Consider the following 22,893-nt stretch of genomic DNA (forward strand, 5'->3'; position numbering starts at 1 on the left):
TGATGGAGAGTCAGGGTTTAACGGTTGAACAACTGTGAAGGAGCATTCAATGACGATCGCCAGGAAGATCGATGTCGATATTGTCACCGCGATGAAGGCGAAAGACGAACACAGGCTGACAACGCTGCGTATGGTGAAGTCGGCATTGAAAAATAAGGCCATCGACAAGCGAGCGGAGCTCACCGACGCGGAAGAATCGCAGATCCTCTCGACGCTGATCAAGCAGCGGCGGGAATCAGTGGAGAGTTTTACCAAGGGCAATCGCCCAGAACTCGCCGAAAAAGAACGCATCGAAATCACGATGATTGAGGGCTATCTGCCCCAGGAGGCCAGCGAAGACGATATCCGCTCGGTCGTCCAGGCGGCGATTGCGCAGCTTGCAGAGGCAGGCGCAAAGCCCGGTCCGAAGGACATGGGAGCTGCGATGAAGATCGTCCAGCAACAAACCATGGCGAAGGGCTGGCGCGTAGATAACAAGCGGGTTAGCGAAATCGTCAAGACAGAACTGGCGAAGTAAACAGGCTCAGAGTCTCGCTCACCTGAGCACAGCCCTCATGCCGGAGCAGCCATGCCTTTCGCTCCATACCGCCACCATAGCCGGTCAATGAGCCATTCGCTCCGATCACGCGGTGACAAGGCACAACGACGCCAATAGGGTTTGCACCGTTGGCCGTTCCAACAGCCCGGACAGTATTCGAGCGCCCGATCCGCTTCGCAAGTTCCGCGTAAGAGATCGTTTTGCCACATTCGATAGCGCGAAGCGCACGCCAGACCTCCCTTTGGAAAGAGGTTCCCGCAGTCTTTACAGGTAAGGTGTCGATCACGGAGAGTTCACCCGCAAAGTACCGGGCCATCGTTTCGGAGAGACCATGAGGATTGCGAACTGGTTCAAGCCGGAAACCATCCTGACCGTAATGGAGCCGGAGCAGACGATGCATTCGCGCCTCATAGTCCGACCAGTCGATCGCACGAAGACTTCCTTCTTCGTCAGCAACAAGGAGCATCTCTCCGATTGGAGTAGCAAGCCGATCCAACGACAAATGCATGATTTGGCTCATTTAGGGCTCTCCAAAACAAGGATATGCTGCAAAAACCGGTACCGCTATGTGACGCGCGGGCGGGCGCAGGTGATTCATAGGACGGGCATAAAATCAGGACTGACGAGGACATCGGATCAATGATCAGGAATTATCAGGGAAAGACGCCGGCGATTCCAGCAAGCTGCTATGTGGATGTCTCGGCCCAGGTGATCGGTGATGTGGAGCTGGGAGAACAGGCCAGCGTATGGATGAATGCGGTGGTGCGAGGCGATGTAAACTCCATCCGGATCGGCGCCAAGAGCAATGTGCAGGACTGTGCCGTGCTACACGGAATGCGCTATGTATACCCCGTGATTGTGGGCGAAATGGTGACCATCGGACACAACGCTACGGTACACGGCTGCGTGATTGAAGATGCGGTTCTGGTGGGAATTGGCGCGGTGATTCTGAATAATGCGCGGATCGGTGAGGGCTCGATTATCGCAGCAGGAGCCGTGATCCCGGAGCAGGCAGTGATTCCTCCGCGATCGCTGGTGGTCGGCATACCCGGCAAGGTGAAGAAGTCGCTCGGTGAAGAGGACCACAAATTGATTCTTAAATATGCCCAGAACTACCTGGACTATACGGCAATCTACTTGGCAGAGATGAAGTCGGGTTCGATGTCTGCTGGCCAGTAAAAGTGCCGACGTTATCCATCCAGATGCGTCACTCTATAGCCTTTGAATCCACACCGTTTCCACACTCGAATCTGCGTAGAATCGCACTACTCCATGCAAGTTCCTACTCTCACTCGCCGCTCTGCCCTGGCCGTCATGACAGCCGCAGCACTCTCACCTCGCGCACTGCTGGCCACCTCCACACCTGACCTCTCCTCGACCCTCGCTGCTCTGGAAAAGAAGAGCGGAGGCCGCCTTGGTTGCGCCATCCTCTTTCCTTCGGGGAGACGCGTTACGCATCGCGCCGACGAACGATTCCCCATGTGCAGCACCTTCAAGTTTCTTGCTGCTGCATTGGTGCTTCAACGCGTCGATCAGGAAAAGGAACATCTGGATCGCTCCGTTGGCTTCTCGAAGAGCGACCTTGTCGCGTACTCACCCGTGACCGAAAAACACGTAGGCAGCAGCATGACAGTTGCCGAGCTTTGTAAGGCAGCGCTGACCTTCAGCGATAACACTGCCGCCAATCTCCTGTTGGCCAGTTTCGGAGGCCCACCTGCCATCACGGCCTTTGCTCGTTCCTTGGGCGACACGATGACAAGGCTCGACCGCACCGAAACTTCGCTTAACGAAGGCACTCCCGGCGACCCGCGCGACACAACGACTCCCACCGCGATGCTGGGGAATTTGCAACGCATTCTCTTCGGCAACGTTCTCAAGCCATCGTCACGTCAACAGCTTACGGACTGGATGCTCGCTAACACCACCGGAAAACTAAAGTTCGTTGCCGGGCTGCCGACAGACTGGAAGGTTGCGGATAAGACGGGCGCGGGCGACCACGGCTCAAATAACGACGTCGGCGTCCTCTATCCACCTGTGGGTAAACCGATCCTCATTACCTCGTACCTGACCGAGACCACAGTCCCCACCGAGGAGCGCAACGCGATCCACGCCGAGATTGCCCGTGCCATAGCCGCATCTTATCGATCATGAAAGCTGCCATTCTTCATGCCTCCGCCAGTTCGCTCTTAATCGAAGACGTCCCTTGTCCCGTCGTTACACCAGGCCACACTCTTCTGCGTGTCCTCGCCTGCGGAGTTTGTCGCACCGACCTGCACATCTTCGAGCGCGACTTGCCCACGATGCGCGATCCACTCATCCCGGGCCACCAGATAGTAGGTGAAGTTATTGATGGCGCAACCAAGGAGTTACCACTAGGCTCGCGCGCAGGTGTGTCATGGATCGGTGGCATCGATGGTACATGCCCTTTCTGCAAGCGTAGTGAAGAGAACCTCTGCGATGCTCTTAGCTTCACTGGCTACACAATCGATGGTGGCTATGCGGAATACGCTCTGGTACGTTCCGACTTCGCTTATCCCCTGCCCGATAACGTCGCTCCGCAGCACCTTGCACCTCTGCTCTGCGCTGGTATTATCGGCTTTCGCAGCCTTCGCGTTGCGGAGACCCGACCCGGCGAGCGCGTAGGGCTCTTCGGCTTCGGGGCCTCGGCCTCGCTCGCAATCCAAGTGCTGCGTCATTGGGGCTGCGAGGTCTACGTCTCTACGCGAGGCGAACAGCACCAGCACCAGGCTCAACAACTTGGAGCCGTGTGGGTCGGCTCGGAGATTGATAAGCCTCCCGTCGCGCTGGATTGTGCCGTCACCTTCGCTCCGGCAGGAGCCGTAGTGATTGCTGCATTGTCGAGTCTGCGTAAAGGCGGCATCGTCGCTATCAACGCGATTCATCTCGACCAGATGCCCGCCTTCGACTATGACAAGCTGCTATGGGGGGAACGACAAATTCGCAGCGTCGCCAATATGACCCGTCAGGACGCCCGCGACTTCCTCACGCTTGCACAGGAGATTGGCATTCGCCCACATGTACGCACCTTTCCACTCGATCAGGCGAACAATGCGTTGCAGGCCGTAAAACACGAGACAGCCGACGGCCCTGTCGTCATCCTTCCATAAGATCAATGCTCGCTGGCTCTGCTATCGTTTTCATGCGATGAAAACTTTTCCGGGAATGCGTTTTTATTCGGTGTGGCCTGTCCTGCGTAACATTCTGGGACTCTCTGTTCTGGTTACATCTCTCACCATGGCCTCGTCTGCACAGCCGCAGGATGCTGTCTCGTGGGTAAATCCGTACATCGGCACAGGCGACGGACCGATCGGTTATGGCGGCACCATGCCTTTTGTGACTCCGCCGTTCGGGATGACGAACTGGACCGCTCAGACACGGCAGAATCGCCTCAGCGTGGTCAGCTACGAGTACTCAGACACAGCGATTCAGGGGTTCATGGGAACACATCAGCCCGCGATCTGGATGGGGGACTACGGCTACGTGACAGTAGTTCCGCAGGTGGGTGAGTTGGAGACGACTCCCGAGGCGCGGCAAATGCGCTTTACCCACACTGACGAGATTGCGCGGCCCGACTACTACTCCGTATGGATGACCGCAAAAGACGGTGGACGTATCCGCGCCGAGATGACTGCAACGGAGCGTTGCGCTTACATGCGGTTCACCTTCCCGAAAGGCTCAAATGGGCGCGTTCTGGTGGAGGCCTCGCGACCTGGTATTGCAGGCGAGGCAAAGTTTGATGCGACCAAGCATGAGATTACGGGCTACAACCCGGACCGCATCGACCGCAACCTGGGGCCTTTTGCTCTGCCCAACTTCAAAGGTTACTTCGTCGTCGAGTTTCGCAAGGCATGGCACGATGCCAAGACCTATGGAATGGATAGTGCTGGCGCGCACGGAGCCTATGCCGATTTCGCTTCGGGCGAGGTCGTCGAAGTGCGTGTAGGCACATCGTTCCTGAGCATCGATCAGGCACGCAAAAACCTGCGGCACGAGATTCCCTCCTGGGACTTCGATGCCGTACAGAAAAAGTTGCGTTCCACCTGGAACGATAAGCTGAGCCGCGTGAGCGTAGAGGGTGCAACCGACGACCAGAAGAAGATCGTGTACACCGGGCTGTACCACGCGTTGCTGTATCCGCGCATCTTCTCTGAGTATGGTCGTTACTACTCGGCCTTTGACGACAAGATTCACGAAGGTGAGTCCTACACGGCTTACTCGATCTGGGACACCTTCCGCGCCGAGAATAGCCTGCTGACCCTGCTGGCTCCGGAACGCATCCCCGGCATGATCACGGCGCTGCTCCAGAACTACAAAGAAGGCGGATGGATGCCGAAGTGGCCGAACCCCTCCTACACGAACATCATGATCGGCACGCATGCCGACTCTCTGGTAGCCGAAGCGATCAACAAAGGGTTTACCGGCTTCGATCGCAAGACCGCGTGGGACGCTGTCTACAAAGATGCGATGGTTCCTCCTGATGGCGACACGACACGACGCTGGCTCGACCGCGAGCCGCACACACCTTATGAGGCGCGCGGCGGACTGACCTACTACAAACAACTTGGCTATATCCCCACGGACAAGACCGACGAGGCTTCTTCACGCACCATCGAAGACAGCTACGATGATTGGTGCGTTGCACAGGTTGCTAAAGCGTTGGGGCGCGAGAAAGATTACGAGTTCTTCCTGAAGCGCTCTCTGAACTATAAGAATCTCTACAATCCCGCGTTGGGGCTAATGAACGGCAGGACCTCCGACGGCAAGTGGGCTCCCATTGGAGGTACGCGAGACACACCAGGGAATCGCTCTGTCTCTGGATGGACAGAAGGCGATGCGTGGGTCTACACCTGGGCTTCGTTGCACGATCTCGGCGGGCTGAAGAATCTGATGGGCGGCGCAGAAAAATACAACGCAAAGCTCGATCAGCACTTCGCAGGCGGTCACAACAAGCATTCCAACGAACCCAGTCATCACTATGGTTATCTGTACGACTACAGTGGACAACCATGGAAGACACAGGCCAAGGTGCGCGAGATCGCCAACGCTGAGTACGCAAACAAGCCCTCGGGCATCGATGGCGACGACGATTGCGGGCAGATGTCGGCCTGGTATCTCTTTACTGCGATGGGCTTCTACCCTGTGAACCCTGCGAGCGGGGATTACATGATTGGTAGCCCAATGTTTGGAAAGATGTCGTTGCGGCTGGCGAATGGAAAGACCTTCACAGTAATCGCAAAGAATAATAGCTCTACAAATCTCTATATTCAGTCCGCAACACTCAATGGAAAATCGTTGGACAAACCAGTCCTGACCTACAACCAGATTATGCAGGGATCGACCGTTGAGTTCGTAATGGGACCACAACCTTCCAAATGGGCCAGCCAGTGGGAGCCGAAAGCGATCGCAGTCAAATAGATGATTTAAATACCTTCACTCCGCACGGTACAATTTCGCCAGCTTCACGGGCCTGAATCTCGAACCTTGGAAGGCGAGGTCTCTCGATGAACGGTGTGCGTCACTATCCTCTGGCGATTATTGTTGCGACACTCTGCTACTTCGGTCTAGGCGCGGTGTGGTTCACGATGTTCCGTAACGCCTGGCTTGAAGGAATCGGCAAGACAATGGAGCAGCTTCAGGCCAGTGGCGTGAGTCCTGCTCTTGCCTACGGAGTCGCTCTGCTGCTGACGCTGGCTCTGGCGCTGTTTCTTTCGTGGCTCATCCAGACGACCGGCCCGGCGACTGTTGCCCGTGGGATCCAGGTCGCCATCATTTTGTGGTTCTGCACGGTCTTCGCGACCTTCGCGACGGAGTACATCTTTGAAGGCCGCGGCGTGAAGATTCTCGCAATTACTTCAGGCTACTGCCTGATCGGCATGGTGCTGATGGGCGCAGTACTGGGTGGATGGACGAAGAAACTGGAGTAATTCCGGTTCAAGTTCAAAATTGACTACTTCATAAACTGTCATTTCGACCGAAGCGGCGTTAGCCGCGGAGCGGAGAAATGACAGCGCATCAACTTGATGCTTTATCGCAACTCAATCTAAAGCGGCAACTACTTCTCCGATGCTTTTCGCGCTGCCTCGAACTCATCTCCCTTGAGCCATTCGATCGGCTTCGGTGCAGACACAGCTTGCCAACCTAGTTCCATACCGAAGCGAACGAGCTTCGCGTTCCCAGCAAAGTCCCACTCCGGGTGATAGTTGTCGGAGAAATTGTGATAGTCGTGATCCACAAAGTCTTTGCTCTTCGCTTCTCCCCAAGCCAAATCGTGTCCCTCGAATAACTCTCCCTGATCGATTGAGAAGGCTGGGATTCCCACGCGAGAGAGCGAGAAATGATCGGAGCGATAGTAGGTACCTGCCTCTGGATGCGCGTCCGGAACAATCGCAAGATCAAAGCGCTTCGCCGTGGCTTCCACAGCAGAATTGAAGGTAGTGCGTTGTGCTCCGTTCACACTTACCTGTCGCGGTATTCCGAGCGGCAGAATCATGTCGTAGTTGATGTCGAGCGCGATCTGGCCTGCCGGCACAGGAGGATGCTGGCCAAGGTATTCCGAGCCGAGCAGCCCCTGCTCCTCTGCAGCAACCGCTGCAAAGATCATCGAATGTGGAGGATGAATACCGGAGGAAGCCCAGGCCCGAGCCATCTCCAATAACATGCCGCAGCCTGTAGCATTGTCGGCGGCTCCGTTGTAGATGTTGTCGCCCTCTTTGCCCGGCACCATACCCAGATGATCGTAATGGGCCGTGTACAGAACTGCTTGATCAGGCTTGTGTTCTGCGACGTTTGCACCCGGCAGAATACCAATCACATTCGGCGACTGGAAGTTGCGCACCGTGCTTTCAATATGAGCTTCGAGTCGCACCGGGAGTTCCGCTGCTTTGAAGCCTCGCTTGCCTGCGGCAGTCATCTCGGTATCGAGATCGAGGTTCGCAGCCTTGAAGAGCTGCCGGGCCACATCAAGCTGAATCCAGCTGGCGGCTGCAAGCTGTGGGTCTTTGTTGTCGCGCAGATAAGTCTTCTCGCCGGTGTTCGAGTTCTTCACAACGTCCCATCCGTAGCTGGCGAGATCGGTGCGATGAATGATGAGCGCGCCTACTGCTCCCTGGCGGGCAGCTTCCTCAAATTTGTAAGTCCACCGGCCGTAGTAAGTCAGCGCCTTACCGCCAAAGAATTTCGGGTCGTCCGAGGGCGGATCGCCCACGATGCAGAGGACGACCTTGCCTTTCACGTCTACCCCCGCATAGTCGTTCCACCCGAACTCAGGCGCTACAACACCGTAGCCAACGAAAACAATGGGTGCGTTGATATCAACCGAAGGCGTCAGCGTGCGATTGTTGACTGTGTAATCGTCACCGAACTTCAGGTCGTAGGAATAAAGCATAATCCCCATGCCGCCTTCGGGCCGCTTCGGCACCAGGGAGAAATGCGTCTTGTCTCCGAGTGTCTTGGTTCCGACAAAGTTGACCTGCTGAAGGTAGGTTCCGTTATCGCCACCGGGCTTCAGGCCATAGAGCGCAAACTGCGTAGCGATGTACTGTGCGGCGATCTCACCACCGCGAGTACCGGGAGCGCGCCCTTCCAGCAAGTCATCAGAAAGAAACTTGACGTGTGCTCGAATCTTCTCTGCGTTGACGCTGGCTTCGGCAGACTTCACTGCCGGAGGAATGGTTTGCGCGAAGACGGCGCTGGAAAGCGCCAGAAGCGGAAGTATGGCAATACGAATAGTTCTCACCTGCGGACTCCTCGAGAACGGGACGATGGCTTCAGTTTAGCTTTTTTGCGTGGCGGATCAGGCTTCTTCTCGTCCTCGGGCAGTTGGATCGAACGGACCTCCATGATGTCGAGCCGTTGAAGGGTTTTTCGGGCCAGCCCTGTCAACGGAAGCGAGCTCAGCCGACCGGTGCGTACCCAATGAAGATCAGCGTTGGCCGCAGGAATCGCCTTTCGCAGAGCACGATCATTGCGACCCTGCGGTGTATAAACCTGAACATAGTAGTTCGTGTTTGTAATGGAGTGGCGAAGACGAAGGACCGGCTCACGGTCCTGAACGGCGTCGACAGGGAGTGGCGGCAGTTCATACATCCCCGCCATCAATGTAGCGTCCTCGGCGCGCCTCTCAAGTTGCACCTCCGTGACCGGGCCGCGCTTCCTCAGCAGCAACAGATAGGCGGCTGGGCGGCTCACCTGTGCCGCGCTTGGTAAGGTGATGTGTTCTCCTCGGGTTTTGCACATGGAGAAGACAGGACAGTTAGAACAAAGCGGGGCGCGAGGAACACAGAGAGTGGCTCCCAACTCCATCATCGCCTGGTTGTGATCGCCGGCAGCATTGGACCACTCGTCAACGCGGCGTCGCGGAACCAACTCAGCAGCCTGCTTCTGCAATGTGTTTCGCGTTGCGGCGGTTCCGTCATTGTTGAGCCCTAGCAGGCGAAGCAGGACGCGTTCGACATTGCCGTCGATGACCGGGATGCTCTCGCCGAAGGCGATGCTGGCGATCGCCGCGCAGGTGTACTCGCCGATTCCCGGCAACTTTCGCAGTTCGACCGAGTTCTTGGGCAAAGCGCCTGCATGTTCCTGGACGATAAACTTCGCGGCATGATGGAGCATGCGGGCGCGACGATAGTATCCCAATCCAGACCACGCCGCGAGAACCTCCTCTTCGGAGGCCAACGCGAGCGAAAAGATGGTAGGGAATCGTTGCAGGAAGGCCTGATAGTGCTCAATCACGGCCGCGACGCGCGTCTGTTGCAACATCACTTCGGAGACCCACGTATGGTACGGGTCCGATACGCCGCGCCAGGGAAGCTCGCGGGCGTGTTCGCGATACCAGTTCATCAGCAAGCGACGGAAGGCGGATGGCTCAAGTCGCTCGATAGGAATGGCACCGGCAGTCATATTCTGCTCAACGTTTGGCTGGGGGTGCTTTCGACCTTGCATGTGGAGGACAGTCTATCGTCCTTCGCAACCAACGTACTATGGAGAATATGGCATCGGCTCCTTTTTCATCACCGAAGGTAACCAGGCGACATCTTCTGAGGCTCTCAGCCGCAGTAGCTGGAGCGAAGGTTGCAGAGCCTTTTGTACATGCGATGCAGGCAGAACCGATGCCCTCACCTTCGAACACAGAGGTTCAATGGCAGGAGACGTGGAAGGCGGCCCTGACCTGCCTCTCCGGCAATGTGCGTATGGTTCCGCGATATGACCGCCCTGTTTTGTTTGAAGGCGCCGTATACCCAGGCATCTGGCAGGAGTGCGGACCCCACGAGGGATTAGTCTACGGAACATTGTCAAAATATGTCAGCGAAAGCGATCCCGCAAAAGTTCCTCTTGCCGTAGCCAGAAACAACCACATGGCCTTCTTTGCTCTGCAGCGTGAAGACGGCCAGCTTCCTGCTTCGGTCAAAACCTCCGAGACGGGATATGGGCAAATCCAGATGGTGGTTCCTATTGCAGCGACCGCGTGGGAGCTTGTACAGCTTACGAACGACGATGAGCTGCTGGTGACCGCCTACAAAGCATGCAGTCAATGGGATGCGTGGTTACGTCGCTATCGCAATACACGAGGCACAGGCCTGGTAGAGGGCTTCTGCACCTACGACACAGGACACGACAACAGTCCGCGCTGGAAGGGCGTTCCCAATCGCTGTCCGGATGCCGATGCAAAGAAGTTTCCCACGGGGGTAGGAGTTCCCAGGCTATGCCCCGATCTTTCGGCAACCGTATACGGCGGTCGCGTTGCACTGGCAGCGATGGCCAGGACTCTGGGAAAGCACGATGAAGCAGCCCGGTGGGAGTCTGATGCGGAAGAGTTGCGCCTGCTGATTCTGTCGAAGCTCTACGATGAGAAGGACGCAGCCTTCTACGATCTGGATATCGATAACAAGTTCGTGCGCGTGCGATCGGATGTAATCAGCCGCGTGCTGGGCGAGCATGTGCTGAAGCTGAGCGAAGCGCGCGACCGCGCCATCTTCGACGCAGTGTGGACGAAGCAGATCCACAACCCGAAGGCCTTCTGGGCTCCTTACCCGCTGACGTCGGTGGCCATGGATGATCCCGCCTTTGTGAAGCCGATCCCCCGAAATAGTTGGGGCGGTGCGACCCAGGCTCTGACGGCTCTGCGAACGCCGCGTTGGATGGAGCACTACGGCAAAGGCGCTGAGATGAAACAGATGATGCAGAAGTGGTGCGAGGCCATCATGCGCCATATTGAGTTTCGCCAGCAGATGGATCCGTGGACAGGAGACTTTACGCAAATCGATCCTAGCGGATACTCTCCTGCAGCCTTGGTATTTCTGGAGTTTGCCCGCAGATTAGGGAAAGCGCCAAAGGCTTAATCCTTACCGCAGACTGCGAAGACGCTTGCAAGCTTCTGCAAGATCCTCGTCTTTTTTGGCAAAGCAAAACCGCAACAGATCTTCGCCCTTGCCTGCGCGGAAGAAGGCCGAACCAGCTACCGCAGCAACGCCAGTCTTTGCCAACAGCGATCGCGCACGTTGCGCGGCTGTCTCTCCGCTAAGTACGCTCTCCAGTCCTTTCGTTGAAGCCAGGATGTAGTACGCACCATCGGGCACGTGCGGAGACAAACCAGCATCACGCAAAGCACTGACCAGCATCTCGCGCTTGGCCTCATGATCCAATGCCAGGCGTGCATAAAAAGTCGGTCCTAGTTGTTCGATTCCCGCTGCTACGCCATGTTGGAACGGCGCGGGAGCACAGACATAGAGCAGATCATGGAAGTAGGCGATTGCAGGAAGCCATTTGGCATCAGCGATCACGTAGCCGATACGCCATCCTGTAACCGAGAATGTCTTCGAGAAGCCCGACATTACGATCGTCCGTTCGCGCATACCGTGAAGCGTTGCCGGACTGATATGCTTCGCGTCGCCATACAGAAAGTGCTCATAGATCTCGTCCGTCAGCACAAAGAGGTCATGCTCACGTGCGATCTCGGCTAGCCCTTCCAGCTCTTCGCGTGTGAAGACCTTGCCTGCGGGATTTGAGGGAGTATTCACCACGACTGCCCGCGTCTTTGGAGTGATTGCAGCGCGCACTCTGTCCAGATCGAGCTTCCACTCCGCCCCCTCCAATTCCACTGCGACCGGAGTCACACGTAGCGAACGCAACGTCCCAACGTGATACCCATAGAACGGCTCGAAGAGCAACACCTCGTCGCCGGGATTGAACAAGGCCATAGCTACTGCATGGAACGCCCCCGTTGCTCCGCTGGCCACCAGGATCTCTCGCTCCGGATCGGCCACCAGCCCCAGCGTGCTCTCAACCTTACCTGCAATCGCACGCCGTAGTCGCTGAATACCGTCAAGACGGGTATAGATATTGTGGCCGTCACGAATGGCGGCGATCGCTCCTTCGGTTACAACCTGCGGAACCTCGGTGTCACAGACTCCCTGGGCCAGATTCACGCCTCCCACGCGGTCGCTCTCCACCGACATGGCGCGAATCTCCGACTGCGCCACCCGCGGAGCCAGTTCACTCAATCCCAACCCACGTCCCTTAGCGACCTCAGCCTGTACCATCCCTGCTCCTCCGTTCCTGAGTGCTTCTATCTTACGTCCGTTGTCCAAAACGCTTACGAAAAGGAGCTGCATTGAATTGAGAGGTCTCGCATCTTCAATCCAAATAGACTCTTACCAACTCCGGGTTCGCTTGTTATCCTCACTCCACACCGACATGCGCTCTATATTTTTCATTGCGGTTCTTGCTCTCTCTGCCTCCGCAAACGCACAGTTCCAGATCCAGGACTCCCACACCACCGCAAGCCTGCGCGGTATTCATAGCCTTGGAGATGGAGTCGCATGGGCTAGCGGGACCGAAGGCACGATCCTTCGCACCATCGACGATGGCGCCACCTGGCAGCATTGCTCCATTCCATCCGGAGCCGAAAAACTCGACTTCCGCGGCGTTCAAGCTTTTGACCCGGACACCGCCATCGCCATGTCTTCGGGTAAAGGCGACCTCTCGCGGCTCTATAAGACGACGGATGGCTGTAAGACATGGAAGCTCGTCTTCACCAACCCGGATAAAGATGGCTTTTGGGATAGCATCGATCTTTCTAGCAATGGAGCGTATTGGTCAAAGGATTCTCGTTATGTTGCAGGCGTTGTTTTAGGCGATCCGGTAAATGGTTTTTTTTCTATCTTTGCGACTCAGGACGGCGGCGAGACATGGCATCGAAGGGTCATCTCTAAGACGCGAACGAAGGACTTCGATTGCAAGACTGATCCATTTCCCTCCCAAGAAAATGAGAGCGCATTTGCTGCCAGCAATCAGTCTCTCCTGTATTACAACTACTATTCATTCTTATTCGTAACTGGAGGCTCTCATGCACGCTTAGGATATCTGGATCATTTCGATCTCGACTTTTCTTTCTGCCACGACTATGCAAAGTTCATTGAGCTTCCACTTGCACAAGGAAGCGACGCGGCTGGTGCATTCGCTGTAGCAACCAAACAGTTTCCAATTAGCTCACCTTTTCAACTGATGATTGTTGGTGGAAACTACAAACGTCCCGATGACCCTAACGGCACGGCAGTTTTCCTTTCTTATCGTGACGGATTTAAACTTCCGCTTACTCCCGACTTCGACGTAGTGAAACCTCAAACCCCACCCCACGGTTATCGAAGCTCCGTCGCCTATGACGCCTCCACAAAAACATGGATCACCGTAGGCCCCAACGGTACCGACATCTCCCGCGACGACGGCAAAAACTGGCAAGCCCTCAAACCCAGCCCCACGGATGCCCCAGACGCTGACAAGAACTGGAATGCGCTCTCACTTCCCTTCGTCGTCGGGCCCAAGGGTCGCATCGGAAAACTGCGCCCGGATGCGCTCAAGCCTACGAAGTAGCGAGTGATGATTAGTAGCCGCTGTAATCGCCTGTGCTCAGGTTTTCGAAGCGCGTGTAATCCGAAAGATACGCCAACTGCACGCTGCCCGTCGGACCATTACGCTGCTTGGCGATGATGATCTCGGCCTTGCCCTTCGACTCCGGATCTTCGTCACCGTTCTCATCCTTGTTGTAGTAGCTGTCGCGATGGATGAAGCAGACAACGTCGGCATCCTGCTCGATCGAACCCGATTCACGAAGGTCCGAGAGCATGGGCTTCTTATCGCCGCCACGTTGTTCGCTCGCACGCGAAAGCTGCGAGAGCGCGATCACCGGAACCTTCATCTCCTTGGCCAGCGCCTTCAAACCGCGCGAGACCGCCGCAACCTCCTGGTTACGGTTCTCGAAGCCCTTCTTGCCCGGCCCGCCGGAAGCGGTCATCAGCTGCAGGTAGTCGATCATGATCAGATCGAGCCGGCCTTCCTGCTGCCGAAGGCGACGAGCCTTGGCTCGCATCTCTGCCAGCGTGATACCGGGAGTATCGTCGATAAACATTTTTGATTCGATCAGACGTTCAAGCGCAGAGATCAGTTTGCCTTTATCTTCCTTGCCCAGAAAGCCCGTCTGAATCTTGCGCGAGTTGACCATCGCTTCGCTGGCGAGCATACGACGCAACAGACTCTCCTTCGACATTTCGAGCGAGAAGACAGCAACAACCTTGCCGTCTCTTACCGCAGAGTTCTGCGCGATATTGATCGCCCAGGCAGTCTTTCCCATCGAGGGACGCGCCGCAATGATGATCAACTCGGAGTCCTGCAAACCGCTGGTCATGCGGTCGAACTCGATGTAATGCGTGGCCAGACCCGTGACTTCGCGGCCCTGTTCATAAAGCGCATCGATAGAACCGAAGGAAGACTTTACAATCTCGCCGACATCGGAGAAACCGCCCGTAACGGCGTGATCGGAGATCTCCATCAGACGCGTGCTGACGTTGTTGAGGACGTCGATCGCCTCCTGGCTCTGATCGGCAGCATCAACCATGCCCATATCGCAAACGGTCATCAGCTGTCGCATCAGGCTCTTGTCGCGCACAATGCGAACGTAGCTCTCGACGCTCAGTTTGCGCGGAAGCCCCTCGCTCAACGAAGCGAGATACGGGACTCCACCAATGGAATCCAGCTCCTTCTGTTTCTTGAGCTCCTCAGCAACCGTGACGATATCGACCGCATGGCCCGCCTCAGAGAGCCGTAGCATCGCTGCAAAGATGCGCCGGTGCGAATCGAGCGCGAAGTCTTCGGCAGTAAGCAGCATCGTGGCGTCGGTGATCGCCAGGGGCTCGACCAGCATTGCACCGAGAATGGTCATCTCAGCGTGAACAGACGCCGGACGTTCCTGCTGATCGCCGACTAGATGGGGAATTGCTGCCATGAACTACTTACCTTAGCGAAGAGCGGACTGTGGATACTCTTCGCTCTTGTGGACGCCGTGGAAATCTAGGCTAAGTTTATAACTTTCAAGGCTTCCGCTACTAAGAGGCGTGCCTCTGTTGGTACTAGAGGTTTACCTTGGATATCAATCAAACCCATTCGATCAGTCTCAATACCCTTGAGGTAGTTGGCTATTTCTTCAACGCTTGCATTGCCCTTTAGAAGCAACAGTATGTCACCGAGGTAGCTATCATACTCATCAGCAGCATTTGGTTCGTCTTTGACACCGATTGGATCCCATTGATCCATCAGGATGCGACGAACCTCTACCCGCAGCTCTCGGGATTTCTGCTTATCGATCACTCGCTTACTTGTGTTTGTACTCCTGGAACAGATCCGGGAATTGCTGTTTCAGCGCGGCGATTTTGGGCACATCGCAGACCTGAATATAGGGATTATCCGGGTTCTTCTCGGCGTAGTCCTGGTGATAATCTTCTCCGTCATAGAAGGCTTCAAGAGGCACAAGCTGGGTCACGATCTTCCTGGGGAAGACGTGCTCGGCATCGAGTTGTGCAATGTAAGCTGCGGCAACCTTCTGCTGCTCCGGCGTGGTGTAGAAGATCGCCGAACGGTACGAAGTGCCTACGTCCGGTCCCTGACGGTTGAGTTGCGTCGGGTCGTGGACAACAGAGAAGAAGATACGCAGCAGAGTCCCGTAGCTGACCTTCAAAGGATCGAAGACGACCTTGACGGATTCGGCATGGGTCGTGCGCTCCGAGGAAACATCGCGATAATTTGCCGTGTCCTTCGTGCCACCGGAATAGCCCGCCGTCGTTGCGGTAACTCCCTTAATGCGTTGAAAGACACCCTGCACTCCCCAGAAGCAGCCTCCGGCAAAGACTGCCGTCTCGTTGCGCGGGCTTTGCACATGTTCATCGACGATCGGGGCCGGAATCGGTCCTCGTCCTGCTTCTGCTGCAATTGCCATCCTTCGTCCTCCCATCCACAGAACAATAGTCAGTACGGCGATAAATACCAGACTAAGGCCAACCCAGTAGGGCGCACTTTTCATTGGATCACCTGCTTCAACAGAGAATTAGATAGAGATGGCGGCAGGAAGGTCACAAGGGGACGGAGCATCGATGGATGCTTCCTCGGCTGCGCTCAGAATGAGCCAATCCTCCCGCCCGCTTGAAATCCTGTCAAGCCCCAGTAAATCGCAACTCGAACAATCTAAAAAAGATAAATCCAGAAAAAACTGCAAAAACATCCTACCCAATCTGCTACTCTTAAAATACAGATCGTAAAACACCCTTGCCCCTCATTGAGGGGCTAACTCTTTTGGAATCTATATTTTTAGGCTTAAACCATCTGGTTTCAATATTTTACCCTGTCTAAATCTCGTAAATTACTGAAATCAGACTTGTTGCGCTCCGCTCTCTAAGGGGGTGGGGTTAGGCCACACTCTGCTGTCTCGCCTGGATCTCGATATAGATATGGATCAGGCTGATCGCCGCAGGCGTAACTCCGGCGATGCGGCTGGCCTGGCCCAGAGTCTGCGGACGAACGCGGCCCAGCTTCTCCTTCATCTCACGCGAGAGGCCGGAGACAGCCGTGTAATCGAACCACTCCGGAATCACCTTCTGCTCGGAGGTGCGCAGTTTCTCCATCGACTTTCGCTGCTGGTTCAGGTAGCCCTCGTACTTGATCTCGGTCTCAACCGTCTTGATCTCGTTGCGCACCCAGACCGGGAGCTTGCTGCCCTCGTGAGAGGCGACGGCTTCTGTCCACGCTGAAAGCTCGGGCTTTGTAGCGATGATGGGAAGCAGCGCAGGCCAGATCGCCTCAATGGTGATAGCAGGCCGCTTGAGGAGTTGTGCAAAAGTGATGCCCTCGACGCTGGGACCGGTGAGATCGGACTGTAGCTCTTCAGGCAGCGCCTTAATGTCGGCCTTCACGGAACGCAGCATCTGTGCGAGCGCTACGGCACGCGCCTGCTTCGCCTCGTACTCAACCCAGGCATCGTCGGGGATCAGACCCAGCCGGCGTCCGTATGGAGTCAATCGCTTGTCTGCATTATCGATACGCAGGTGCAGGCGGAACTCCGCCCGCGAAGTAAACATGCGATACGGCTCGTTGGTGCCCTTCGAAATCAGGTCGTCAATCAGGATGCCTGTATAGGCCTCGGTGCGGTCGAGCGTAAAGGCAGGTTCACCTTTAACCCAGAGCGCGGCATTGATCCCGGCCATCAGACCCTGGCAGGCGGCCTCTTCATATCCGCTGGTGCCGTTGATCTGTCCGCCAAGATAGAGTCCTTCAAAGCTCTTCACCTTCAGCGCGCGATCAAGCTCCGTGGGATCGATGGCGTCGTACTCAATCGCATAGCCGGGGCGCAGCATCTCGGCGTTCTCAAGGCCGGGGATCGAGCGCACCATCGCAGCCTGCACGTCCATCGGAAGCGAAGTACTCATGCCATTGATGTAAACCTCGTGCGTGTTCAATCCTTCAGGCTCGAGGAAAAATTGGTGCTGTGTCTTATCCGGGAAGCGTACGATCTTGTCTTCGATCGACGGGCAATAACGTGGTCCGATGGCTTCAATCTGGCCGGTGTACATCGGCGAGCGATGCACGTTATCGCGGATTAGCTGCAACGTCTCCGGTGTTGTGAACGCGATATGGCAGTTGATCTGGCGCAGCGGAGGTACACCGGTACGCGTGAACGGCGAACGAAAGCTGAACGGCGTGGGCTCGGCATCGCCCGGCTGCTCTTCAAAGCGCTCCCAGTCGATGGTGCGGCCATCGAGCCGCGGCGGTGTCCCGGTCTTCAGGCGGCACTCGCGCAGACCAAGCTTCTTCAGGTTCTCGCCAAGCAGTACGCTGGCAGGTTCACCGCTGCGTCCTGCGGTGTATTGTTGTTCGCCGCAATGAATCAGCCCGTTGAGGAATGTTCCTGTCGTGACGACCGTCGCCTTCGCGCTCACCGCGCGTCCATCGCGCAGGCGTATGCCGCGAACAGCATTGCCGTCTTCAACGATCAGATCGACTACCTCGGCCTGCTTGATGAAGAGATTCTTCTGACCTTCCAGCACCTCGCGCATCTTTACGCGGTAGAGCGCCTTATCGCACTGCGCACGCGGCGACCACACCGCCGGACCACGCGAAGTGTTCAGCAGACGGAATTGGATGCCGCAGGCGTCCGCAACCTCGCCCATCACGCCTCCCAGAGCATCGACCTCGCGAACGAGATGGCCCTTGGCAATTCCGCCAATCGCAGGGTTACAGCTCATCTGCGCGATCAGATCGAGATTCAGGGTAAAGATCGCCGTGCGCAGCCCCATGCGCGCTGCGGCAACGGCTGCCTCGCAACCCGCGTGTCCCGCGCCGACCACCACGACGTCATATTGTTCCGTAAAAGCCATCTTCTCTATTTTACTGGGATTCCTTCGCTATCCCCATGACCCTTCAACAACAGGTGTTGAATCCGCCGGAAACCGCTCATCTAGAAGAACAAGCAACCGGCGGCCATCGCCTTGCCTCACAATGAAGCATGACCGTGCTTACCGCTGACGCTGTGCCCCATTTCAAACACACCTGGTTCTTCGCCATCTTTGTCTTCTGCGGCATCATCGTAATGGCCAATGTCGTCCATTACGTCTTGTTCCGTATTCTTAAGAAAAAAGAAGAGCAAAAGACCGGGGCCGGCTGGAGTATTAAACGCTATCTCAGCCACCCGGCGCGGGCCATCTTCTTTCTTACCTGCGCAGGGATTGTTCTTCCTCTGCTGCCCCCGCTCCCTGCGAATCTGAACGACATCCTCCGGCAGGGGCTTCTGATGGCGATGGTCGTGTGTCTCGGCTGGCTCGCTGTTGGATTCGTCTACGTTTTTCAAGAGTTCATGCTTCGCCGTTACGACCTGAAGGCAGATAACAACATTCGCGCTCGACGCATCCATACGCAGTTTCAGCTTTTCCGGCGCATCCTGATCACCTTCATCATCGTCATCACCATCGGCGGACTGCTGTGGAGCTTCAACGACCCTCGAATCTGGCACTACGGCTCCGGTTTGCTGGCATCGGCAGGAATCGCCTCGCTGATCCTTGCCACGGCTGCGAAATCCACCGCGTCCAACTTTCTCGCCGGACTCCAGATCGCCTTTACCGAACCGATCCGTATCGACGATGTCGTCGTCATCCAGGGCGAGTGGGGTCGCATTGAAGAGATCACCTCTTCGTATGTCGTCGTCCGCATCTGGGATCTTCGTCGTCTGATTGTCCCGCTCACCTATTTCATTGAAAACAGCTTTCAAAACTGGACGCGCGAATCCTCCGACATTCTCGGAACCTCGTTCCTCTACGTGGATTACTCCATTCCTGTGGAAGAATTGCGGGCCGAACTGACCCGCATTGTAAAGACCACCTCTCAGTGGGACGGTAAGGTATGCGGTCTCCAGGTGACGAACCTTTCAGAGCGCACTATGGAACTGCGCTGTCTGATGAGCTCGCGCAACTCCGGAGAAAACTTCGACCTTCGCTGTATCGTTCGCGAAAAGATGATCAGCTACATTCGCGAGCACTACCCCGATGCATTCCCCACCACACGCTTTGCCGCCATCTCGCAGATTCCGGTGAATATCTCCAGCCCCTATGGCACAGGAAACGATGTAAAGGTTGAGGCTGGCAGCCCGTCTCGGTTGTAGAGGCTGGCTGTCGGGAAGTTCGTCCACGCATAGCGCACGTAACGTGGCTCAGAAACGGAGGGACTGCTTGCGACAACGGTATCGCCTTCGATGCGTGCCGTAGCCGATACAAAGTTGCCATCCAACCCGGCCACTTCAAAGCCTGCAAGTGGGCCGTGCGCGGTAAGTCCGCCTTCTACGTGATCGAACCAGACATGCATCGCCCCATCCTTCGGATATGCAAGACGGAAGAGTGGGCCGGAGTCGGAAACCTTCTCTCCATAAACCGCATTGCGGGCCAGCAGGGCAAGGCGTTCTCCGACAACCTGTTTATTTGCAGGATGAATGTTGTGCTCTTCTCCAGCATCGATCGTGATGGCCATCCCCGTATTCGCAAGCGAAAGCGTACGACGCTGAGCATCGCGTAACAGCCCCCAATTGGAAGTCGGACCCGCTCCATAAGCAGAAAGCTGAACGAAGAAGAAGGGGAAGTCGCCCTGCTTCCATTGGCTGCGCCAGTCCTGAATCATCGTCGAGAAGAGACGGTGATACAGCTCGGCATAGCCCGGTTCCGTGTTGGCTTCGCCCTGATACCAGATGGCTCCGCGAATGGCCATTGGTGTGAGCGGTGCGATCATTGCGTTGTATAACCCTGCTGGTTCCCATGACGCAGGATCGGGATGCCAAGGGCGCGCCGGAGGTGCAGGCTTGCCGGCGGCCTTTGCCTCCTCGGCGATCTTCAGATAGCGGCGTTCGGTAGCTTCTCGGTCCATGTGTGAAGCGCGGCCGGCAAAGACGGGCATAAGGGAAGAATCTGCGGAGAGACTACCGAGGCTCGTCCATGCTTCGGCTGGTGTGCCGCCCCATGTGGTATCGACGAGACCGATCGGCACCTTCTCGTGCGCCTGAACATCGACTCCAAAGAAGTATGCTGCAGCGGAAAAATTACGCGCCGTCTCCGGAGTGCATGCCGACCAGCCTTGCACGGCTTTTGCATCGCCTTGCGGATATTCGGCAGAGTCCTTCTTGATCAATAACAGGCGAATCTGCGGATGGTCTGCTCCCGCGATCGCTTTTTCACCATCTTTGATCGGAGCACCATTGAAGCCTGCTAACGGCATCTCCATGTTCGATTGCCCAGAGGCAATCCAGACATCTCCCAGCAGGATGTCATCAAGCGTGAGAGTATTCGTTCCCTGCACGGTCAGGGTGTAAGGACCGCCTGCGGCCTCATGCGGAAGATAGACGCTCCATCGGCCTGAAGAGTCGGCCACCACCTTAGCAGAACTACTATGAAATCCGACTGAAACTTGTTCTCCCGGAGAAGCCGTGCCCCAGATGTGAATCGGCATATTTCGCTGAATCACCATGTGACTGGAAAGCACTTTGGGCAGCTGAACTTCGGCGTTAGCTGTAAAAACGAACGAACAGATGGCAGCGGCAGTCGCCAGGGAGGCGAAACGAAAGGTCATACGCATGTAATCTCCGGCGCGACCTTTATATCAGGCTCGATCTCCAGCACAATCTTTGATCGTGAATTGATCGAGGATCTACAGCCGTTTCTGGCGGAAGTTAACGTGTATCAGCAGAAAACGAAATAAGACCACCTGCTGCGACGAAAAAGAAAGTCAGCCTTGCATACCTACCAAGGGCGGGTTATATTGATATCGGACTAAATAAGTCCTATATCATTTGAACGAGATCAGGCCGTTGCAGAGTCTTTTGGCGAAGCGCTGCGCGGCCTGACGAGATCGACCTACCCGGGCCAGGTTTGCACACACCTGTCCGCAACCTCTGGAGAGCTGACGATGACCTCATCCTGATCCCCTTTTCCATAGTCCCTGATGCTCCGTCGCGGCCTGCTCTTAGACGGAGCAAGTTCGCGGTCTCGACTGCTTTGGTCGCCCGCTCATTGCCGAACTTTGAACCCTATGGAAGGTCGATATGCGCTCACATCAGTTCCTGGCGAACCTGCTTCGCATTGGTTTTCTCTCGCTCTTTTTTGCTTCACTCGCAACCAGCTTCGTACAGGCCGAGGAGAGTACCTCTTCCGGCATAACGAATTCTGCGGAGACTGCTGAGAGCGGGCCCGTATCCTGCACGAATACTGCTACCGGTCCCTTACGTCGACTTGTAGGAGTAATTACCGATCCCACCGGTGCAGGCATTGCGAATGCGCAACTCTCGTTGACCTGCGGAGACTTCCATATGGATGCAATGTCAGCGGCGAATGGAGTGTATTCGTTCAACGTTCCTGCCGGAAATTATCGACTCTTCGTTGAGGCAGCGAACTTCGGTGGCGCTAGTGAGGATGTGAAGATCGCGAATACCGAGACCGCTACCGAGCTGAATGTTTCCCTGAAGGTAGGGCAGATCAATAGCGCGGTAACGGTTTCGGCAGGCAACGAGTATGCCACCACAGAGAGCAGCGGAGGCACCAAGACCGACCTGCCGCTCTCCGAGGTTCCACAGGCCATCAGCGTAGTCAATCGCGACCTGATGAATGCGCAGAATGTTGTAAAACTCGACGACGCACTCAAAAATGTCGCTGGGGTAATGCCCGGTGGATACTACGATGGCTGGGATTACTACCGTATCCGCGGCTTCGATGCCTCGTTCAACACTTACATTGACGGCCTGCGTGGCGGAAACGGCATGTCAGAAGAGCCCTGGGCGCTGGAGTCCGTGGAAGTTCTCAAAGGACCCTCGTCGGCGCTCTACGGCCAGAGCGTTCTCGGCGGACTCGTAAACATCGTTACCCGCAAGCCCGTGCCGGATCGCTTTGTGCATGCACAGTTCACGGGAGGCACCTTTGCCTTTATGGACCCCGCTATCGATATGGGGGGATCTCTGAACTCTTCACGCACAGTGTATGGGCGCCTGGCCGCGCTGTATCACACGGCAAACTCGTACGTGGATTACGCCTACCGCCATCGCTACTACTTCGCTCCGTCATTGACGTGGAAGCCTGCGCCGGGAACCTCGCTCACGCTAATTGGCCGCATCCAGCGCGACAATGGGCGCAATGGAATGCCGTTGCCTGCATGGGGAACTGCGTTGCCGAATATCAATGGCCCGCTCTCCATCCATACCTATAACGGCGAGCTTGAAGCCCATGCCAATCAACTGGCACAGGCCAACCAGCAGTTCGGCTACCAGCTTCGCCACACTATCAACGAGCACCTCTCGCTGCGGCAGAATGCCCGCTTTGCGTGGTATCAACAGAACTGGAATCGCATCTACTATCCCAGCTTCCTTGGAGCAGATCAACGCACACTCTATCGATACCCGTTGAACTGGAACGGCACATGGGAGAACCACGAGGTCGACACCAGTGTTGAAGGCCGCGCTAACTTCTGGAAGATGGAACACAGCACCTTGCTTG

At 56.1% G+C, this 22,893-nt stretch carries 18 protein-coding genes and 1 pseudogene; 10 read left to right on the plus strand and 9 right to left on the minus strand.

What is annotated here, in order from left to right; translation table 11 throughout:
• The first annotated feature begins 49 nt into the window (after nt 1–49).
• The gene (locus H7846_RS17800) at nt 50–517 is read left to right on the plus strand and encodes a GatB/YqeY domain-containing protein (protein ID WP_186694141.1); all 468 of its coding nucleotides are present in this window, start codon (nt 50–52) and stop codon (nt 515–517) included.
• Here H7846_RS17800 and ogt read toward each other — a convergent pair.
• A complete protein-coding gene (ogt, locus tag H7846_RS17805) occupies nt 495–1,058 on the minus strand; it encodes a methylated-DNA--[protein]-cysteine S-methyltransferase (RefSeq protein WP_186694142.1) in 564 nt (187 codons plus the stop codon). The two genes, H7846_RS17800 and ogt, sit on opposite strands and share 23 nt — an antisense overlap.
• Before the next feature lie 119 nt (nt 1,059–1,177).
• Here ogt and H7846_RS17810 point away from each other — a divergent pair, with 119 nt between their 5' ends.
• The 5 genes from H7846_RS17810 to H7846_RS17830 all read left to right on the plus strand — a co-directional run bounded on the left by H7846_RS17810 (nt 1,178) and on the right by H7846_RS17830 (nt 6,483).
• Nucleotides 1,178–1,717, plus strand: a complete 540-nt coding sequence (locus H7846_RS17810) for a gamma carbonic anhydrase family protein (protein ID WP_186694144.1) — start codon at nt 1,178–1,180, stop codon at nt 1,715–1,717.
• A 135-nt stretch (nt 1,718–1,852) separates the two neighbouring features.
• Complete coding sequence (gene bla / locus H7846_RS17815; RefSeq protein ID WP_449240082.1) at nt 1,853–2,689, plus strand: class A beta-lactamase; 837 nt, start codon at nt 1,853–1,855, stop codon at nt 2,687–2,689.
• A complete protein-coding gene (locus tag H7846_RS17820) occupies nt 2,686–3,666 on the plus strand; it encodes a zinc-dependent alcohol dehydrogenase family protein (protein WP_186694148.1) in 981 nt (326 codons plus the stop codon). The genes bla and H7846_RS17820 overlap by 4 nt, the downstream gene beginning before the upstream one ends.
• 55 nt (nt 3,667–3,721) lie before the next feature.
• A complete protein-coding gene (locus tag H7846_RS17825; RefSeq protein WP_186694150.1) occupies nt 3,722–5,974 on the plus strand; it encodes a GH92 family glycosyl hydrolase in 2,253 nt (750 codons plus the stop codon).
• An 86-nt stretch (nt 5,975–6,060) separates the two neighbouring features.
• Nucleotides 6,061–6,483: a DUF1761 domain-containing protein gene (locus H7846_RS17830; RefSeq protein WP_186694152.1), complete on the plus strand. Its 423-nt coding sequence runs from the start codon at nt 6,061–6,063 to the stop codon at nt 6,481–6,483.
• 128 nt (nt 6,484–6,611) lie between these two features.
• Here the strand turns inward: H7846_RS17830 and H7846_RS17835 are convergent, their stop codons facing one another.
• Entirely contained in the window at nt 6,612–8,294 is a 1,683-nt protein-coding gene (locus H7846_RS17835; RefSeq protein ID WP_255460735.1) for a M28 family metallopeptidase, read from the minus strand.
• Nucleotides 8,291–9,499 (minus strand): A/G-specific adenine glycosylase, encoded by a 1,209-nt coding sequence (locus H7846_RS17840; RefSeq protein ID WP_370561303.1) that lies wholly within the window; start codon nt 9,497–9,499, stop codon nt 8,291–8,293. The genes H7846_RS17835 and H7846_RS17840 overlap by 4 nt, the downstream gene beginning before the upstream one ends.
• 47 nt (nt 9,500–9,546) lie before the next feature.
• Here H7846_RS17840 and H7846_RS17845 point away from each other — a divergent pair, with 47 nt between their 5' ends.
• Nucleotides 9,547–10,896 (plus strand): MGH1-like glycoside hydrolase domain-containing protein, encoded by a 1,350-nt coding sequence (locus H7846_RS17845; protein WP_255460736.1) that lies wholly within the window; start codon nt 9,547–9,549, stop codon nt 10,894–10,896.
• Between the two features lie 3 nt (nt 10,897–10,899).
• On the opposite strand, the gene H7846_RS17850 is transcribed toward H7846_RS17845, so the two are convergent.
• Nucleotides 10,900–12,096, minus strand: a complete 1,197-nt coding sequence (locus H7846_RS17850; RefSeq protein WP_186694155.1) for a pyridoxal phosphate-dependent aminotransferase — start codon at nt 12,094–12,096, stop codon at nt 10,900–10,902.
• A gap of 154 nt (nt 12,097–12,250) precedes the next feature.
• Here H7846_RS17850 and H7846_RS17855 point away from each other — a divergent pair, with 154 nt between their 5' ends.
• Nucleotides 12,251–13,426 carry a WD40/YVTN/BNR-like repeat-containing protein gene (locus H7846_RS17855; protein ID WP_186694157.1) on the plus strand — a complete coding sequence of 392 codons (1,176 nt, stop codon included), beginning with the start codon at nt 12,251–12,253 and terminating at the stop codon, nt 13,424–13,426.
• Nucleotides 13,427–13,436: 10 nt separating this feature from the next.
• On the opposite strand, the gene dnaB is transcribed toward H7846_RS17855, so the two are convergent.
• From dnaB to mnmG, 4 genes are all read right to left on the minus strand, one after another.
• Nucleotides 13,437–14,834: a replicative DNA helicase gene (gene dnaB, locus H7846_RS17860; RefSeq protein WP_186694158.1), complete on the minus strand. Its 1,398-nt coding sequence runs from the start codon at nt 14,832–14,834 to the stop codon at nt 13,437–13,439.
• Between the two features lie 65 nt (nt 14,835–14,899).
• Nucleotides 14,900–15,196 carry a hypothetical protein gene (locus tag H7846_RS17865; RefSeq protein ID WP_186694160.1) on the minus strand — a complete coding sequence of 99 codons (297 nt, stop codon included), beginning with the start codon at nt 15,194–15,196 and terminating at the stop codon, nt 14,900–14,902.
• A 4-nt stretch (nt 15,197–15,200) separates the two neighbouring features.
• Nucleotides 15,201–15,821 (minus strand): peptide-methionine (S)-S-oxide reductase MsrA, encoded by a 621-nt coding sequence (msrA, locus tag H7846_RS17870; protein WP_222597530.1) that lies wholly within the window; start codon nt 15,819–15,821, stop codon nt 15,201–15,203.
• Nucleotides 15,822–16,287: 466 nt separating this feature from the next.
• A complete protein-coding gene (gene mnmG, locus H7846_RS17875) occupies nt 16,288–18,252 on the minus strand; it encodes a tRNA uridine-5-carboxymethylaminomethyl(34) synthesis enzyme MnmG (RefSeq protein WP_186694162.1) in 1,965 nt (654 codons plus the stop codon).
• 128 nt (nt 18,253–18,380) lie between these two features.
• Between mnmG and H7846_RS17880 the strand changes: the two genes are divergently transcribed.
• Nucleotides 18,381–19,529, plus strand: a complete 1,149-nt coding sequence (locus tag H7846_RS17880) for a mechanosensitive ion channel family protein (RefSeq protein WP_186694164.1) — start codon at nt 18,381–18,383, stop codon at nt 19,527–19,529.
• Here the strand turns inward: H7846_RS17880 and H7846_RS17885 are convergent.
• Nucleotides 19,475–20,986: a sialate O-acetylesterase gene (locus H7846_RS17885; protein ID WP_255460737.1), complete on the minus strand. Its 1,512-nt coding sequence runs from the start codon at nt 20,984–20,986 to the stop codon at nt 19,475–19,477. The genes H7846_RS17880 and H7846_RS17885 overlap by 55 nt on opposite strands.
• 466 nt (nt 20,987–21,452) lie before the next feature.
• On the opposite strand from H7846_RS17885, the pseudogene H7846_RS18045 reads away from it, so the two are divergent.
• Nucleotides 21,453–22,238: pseudogene (locus tag H7846_RS18045) on the plus strand (TonB-dependent receptor plug domain-containing protein); the annotation flags it as partial.
• Nucleotides 22,239–22,893: the final 655 nt, after the last annotated feature.

The organism is Edaphobacter sp. 4G125, assembly GCF_014274685.1.
Classification (GTDB): Bacteria; Acidobacteriota; Terriglobia; order Terriglobales; family Acidobacteriaceae; genus Edaphobacter.

Coding starts and splice junctions, on each gene's coding strand:
- dnaB (WP_186694158.1), bottom strand. CDS start 14,834: ATGGCAGCAATTCCCCATCTAGTCGGCGATCAGCAGGAACGTCCGGCG.
- H7846_RS17810 (WP_186694144.1), top strand. CDS start 1,178: ATGATCAGGAATTATCAGGGAAAGACGCCGGCGATTCCAGCAAGCTGC.
- H7846_RS17845 (WP_255460736.1), top strand. CDS start 9,547: ATGGCATCGGCTCCTTTTTCATCACCGAAGGTAACCAGGCGACATCTT.
- mnmG (WP_186694162.1), bottom strand. CDS start 18,252: ATGGCTTTTACGGAACAATATGACGTCGTGGTGGTCGGCGCGGGACAC.
- H7846_RS17855 (WP_186694157.1), top strand. CDS start 12,251: ATGCGCTCTATATTTTTCATTGCGGTTCTTGCTCTCTCTGCCTCCGCA.
- H7846_RS17800 (WP_186694141.1), top strand. CDS start 50: ATGACGATCGCCAGGAAGATCGATGTCGATATTGTCACCGCGATGAAG.
- H7846_RS17820 (WP_186694148.1), top strand. CDS start 2,686: ATGAAAGCTGCCATTCTTCATGCCTCCGCCAGTTCGCTCTTAATCGAA.
- H7846_RS17850 (WP_186694155.1), bottom strand. CDS start 12,096: ATGGTACAGGCTGAGGTCGCTAAGGGACGTGGGTTGGGATTGAGTGAA.
- H7846_RS17885 (WP_255460737.1), bottom strand. CDS start 20,986: ATGCGTATGACCTTTCGTTTCGCCTCCCTGGCGACTGCCGCTGCCATC.
- ogt (WP_186694142.1), bottom strand. CDS start 1,058: ATGAGCCAAATCATGCATTTGTCGTTGGATCGGCTTGCTACTCCAATC.
- H7846_RS17830 (WP_186694152.1), top strand. CDS start 6,061: ATGAACGGTGTGCGTCACTATCCTCTGGCGATTATTGTTGCGACACTC.
- bla (WP_449240082.1), top strand. CDS start 1,853: ATGACAGCCGCAGCACTCTCACCTCGCGCACTGCTGGCCACCTCCACA.
- msrA (WP_222597530.1), bottom strand. CDS start 15,821: ATGGCAATTGCAGCAGAAGCAGGACGAGGACCGATTCCGGCCCCGATC.
- H7846_RS17840 (WP_370561303.1), bottom strand. CDS start 9,499: ATGCAAGGTCGAAAGCACCCCCAGCCAAACGTTGAGCAGAATATGACT.
- H7846_RS17880 (WP_186694164.1), top strand. CDS start 18,381: ATGACCGTGCTTACCGCTGACGCTGTGCCCCATTTCAAACACACCTGG.
- H7846_RS17825 (WP_186694150.1), top strand. CDS start 3,722: ATGCGTTTTTATTCGGTGTGGCCTGTCCTGCGTAACATTCTGGGACTC.